This window comes from Streptomyces sp. NPDC004561, assembly GCF_053602155.1.
In genome coordinates this window covers 1-2,902 of the sequence record NZ_JBSGDB010000743.1, presented here as the reverse complement: position 1 = coordinate 2,902, position 2,902 = coordinate 1, and the positions used below count along the sequence as shown (strand labels likewise).

The window sequence follows — 2,902 nt, the reverse complement described above, 5'->3', positions numbered from 1 at the left end:
CGCCGGGAGCCTCCTTCGCGAGGTCGGCGGGGCGCGGCCAGCGGGCGAGCCACTGCTCGTAGACGGGCAGCACGCGGTTCACCGGCGTCTGCTGGAGCATGAACTCGCTGACCATCACACCCCACGCGCCCGCCTCCGGGCGGCGCCAGGGGAGGTCGCGGGCGTGGGCGTCGAACCAGGCGATCACGGGGGTGTGAAGCTTCTCAGTCATGGCCTTCCGATCCTGCCACGCCGGGACGGGCATGGCGGGTGACCGCATGGTCACCCAGCGTGGCGGAACAGGAAGAACCCTGCCCAAGGCGGCAGTTGCCGGGATGATGATCCGGAAAAGTTGGTGTGCGCGCGGCGGGTGACGCAAGGGAGCGCGCCGATCTCTCGTACAGTTTGCGCCGTGGGATCTCTGCGCAATCCGGTCGGGCCGCTTCCCTCCTCCATCTACTGGCGACGGAGGGTCGTACTGGTGTCGGTGGTCGCCGTGTTGGCGCTGCTGATCACCTGGATCGTCACGTCCGGTGGCGGGGGCGGCAGGAAGGGCCCCGACGAGTCCAACGGCAAGAATCCCGCGCCCACCATCACCCCGGGCCCCTCCGGGTCCGGGCCCGCCTACAGCCAACACCCGGGCGGGCGCGACCAGTCGGGCGGCGGCTCCGGTGGGAGCGGGTCCGGTGACGGAGGCGGTTCGGGTGACGGAGGCGGTTCGGGGGACGGTTCCTCCGGCTCGGGCGGCGGTTCCGGATCCGGTTCCGGTGGTGGCGGCGTCGTCACGGGGGACGCGCTCCCGGCGTCCTCCACACTGCCCAACTGCACCGGCAAGGCGGCGTTGTTGAGCCTGCGCAGCCTGCACAACTCCTACTCGCCGGACCAGACGCCCACCTTTGAACTCGTCGCGAAGAACAGCTCCTCCGGCGACTGCAAGGTCGATCTCGGACCGAAGAGCACGGTGTTGACCATCACGCCGTCCGACGGCGACAACGCGTACTGGTCGTCGGCCGACTGCCCCAAGGGCGCGGGAAACCTGCTGTTCCGGGTGCCGGCCGGCCAGAGCATCACGTACACCGTGAAGTGGGACCGCAGGCCGAGCGCGCCGCAGTGCGCGACGCCCGCCGCGGGCTCGGCGAAGGCGGGCACCTACCTGCTGGAGGCCAAGGCGCCCGGCTACGGAAAGGTCCAGGCGTCCTTCGTCCTGTCGGCGGACTAGCGCTGCGACCGGCAGGGACGCGGGGAACCGCAGGGCCTGGCGCGACGGATCCGCGGCCGGCGACGCGATGCGCCGGCCCCGGGAGTCAGACGTACCGCTCCAGGATGGACGACTCCGCCAGCCGCGACAGCCCCTCGCGGACGCTCCTCGCCCGGGCCTCGCCGACGCCGTCCACGGTCTGCAGATCGTCGACGCTCGCGGCCAGCAGCTTCTGCAGGCCGCCGAAGTGCTCCACCAGACGGTCGATGATCGCGCCCGGAAGACGCGGCACCTTCGCCAGCAGGCGGAAGCCCCGCGGGGACACCGCCGAGTCCAGGGTCTCGGGCGAACCGGTGTAGCCCAGCGCCCGCGCCACCGTGCCCATTTCGAGCAGTTCCGCGTGGGAGAGGGCGTCCAGCTCGGACAGCGCCTCGTCGACGGTGCGGGAGCGCTTGGCCGTGGGCTCGGGCACGTAGTCGCGGACGACCAGCTCGCGGTCGGGCTCGACGCCGGCGATCAACTCCTCCAGCTGGAGCGCGAGAAGACGGCCGTCGGTGCCCAGTTCGACCACGTACTCGGCGATCTCGGTGGCGATGCGCCGGACCATCTCCAGGCGCTGCGCGACGGCGGACACGTCCCGCACCGTCACCAGGTCCTCGATCTCCAGTGCCGACAGCGTGCCCGCGACCTCGTCCAGCCGGAGCTTGTAGCGCTCCAGGGTGGCCAGCGCCTGGTTCGCGCGGGAGAGGATCGCCGCCGAGTCCTCGAGGACCCGGCGCTGACCGTCCACGTACAGGGCGATCAGGCGCATCGACTGGGAGACCGACACCACCGGGAAGCCGACCTGCTTGCTCACCCGGTCCGCCGTGCGGTGCCGGGTGCCCGTCTCCTCCGTGGGGATCGTCGGGTCCGGGACCAGCTGGACGCCGGCGCGCAGGATCTTCGACAGGTCCGACGACAGCACGATGCCGCCGTCCAGCTTGCACAGCTCCCGCAGCCGGGTGGCGGTGAACTCGACGTCCAGGACGAAGCCGCCCGTGCACATCGCCTCGACCGTCTTGTCGGAGCCGAGGAGGATGAGGCCGCCGGTGTTGCCGCGCAGCACGCGCTCGAGGCCGTCGCGCAGGGCCGTACCGGGTGCCACGGCACTCAGCGAGGCGCGCATCAGGCGATCGGAACCGGCACTCCCACCGGACTTTCCGGGAGCTGCTGCCCGGTCGTTGGCTGCCACTGCACTCCTCCGGTCGCAGGTTCTGACGCGCTCCCGTTCCCGCACTCGGTTCGTACGGACGGGCGAGACCTGGGCAAAGTCTACCGGCGCTGCTCCGCCTCCTGCGGGGCCTCTCGGCGACGCGAGCGCGGCAGCACCCGCAGCGCGTCCCCCATGTCGGCGACTTCCAGGACCTTCATGCCGGACGGGACCTTGCCCGGATCGGTCGGTACGAGCGCGTGCGTGAAGCCCAGCCGGTGCGCCTCGGCGAGCCTGCGCTGCACGCCCGTGACCCGTCTCACCTCGCCCGCCAGGCCGACCTCGCCGATGGCCACCAGGTTCTTCGGCAGCGGGGTGTCGCTGGCGGCGGAGGCGAGCGCGAGGGCGATCGCCAGGTCGGCGGCCGGCTCGGACAGCTTCACGCCGCCGACCGTCGCCGAGTAGATGTCCCGCTTGCCGAGCGCGCTGATCCTGCCACGCTGCTCCAGGACGGCCAGCATCATCGACACCCGGGA

Annotated in this window: 3 protein-coding genes and 1 pseudogene; 1 reads left to right on the top strand and 3 read right to left on the bottom strand. The window is 71.7% G+C overall.

The features are described 5' to 3' along the window. Positions 1–298 (bottom strand): annotated as a pseudogene (locus tag ACWEN3_RS44570) (hypothetical protein); the annotation flags it as partial. Between the two features lie 93 nt (positions 299–391). Here ACWEN3_RS44570 and ACWEN3_RS44565 point away from each other — a divergent pair. Further along, positions 392–1,198 carry a hypothetical protein gene (locus ACWEN3_RS44565; RefSeq protein ID WP_452983883.1) on the top strand — a complete coding sequence of 269 codons (807 nt, stop codon included), beginning with the start codon at positions 392–394 and terminating at the stop codon, positions 1,196–1,198. Positions 1,199–1,283: 85 nt separating this feature from the next. On the opposite strand, the gene disA is transcribed toward ACWEN3_RS44565, so the two are convergent. Both disA and ACWEN3_RS44555 read right to left on the bottom strand, forming a co-directional pair. Then, positions 1,284–2,408 (bottom strand): DNA integrity scanning diadenylate cyclase DisA, encoded by a 1,125-nt coding sequence (gene disA / locus ACWEN3_RS44560; RefSeq protein ID WP_452983880.1) that lies wholly within the window; start codon positions 2,406–2,408, stop codon positions 1,284–1,286. Between the two features lie 80 nt (positions 2,409–2,488). Continuing rightward, positions 2,489–2,902, bottom strand: a 414-nt coding sequence (locus tag ACWEN3_RS44555) for a magnesium chelatase domain-containing protein (protein ID WP_452983877.1), incomplete at its 5' end; no start/stop codon positions are given.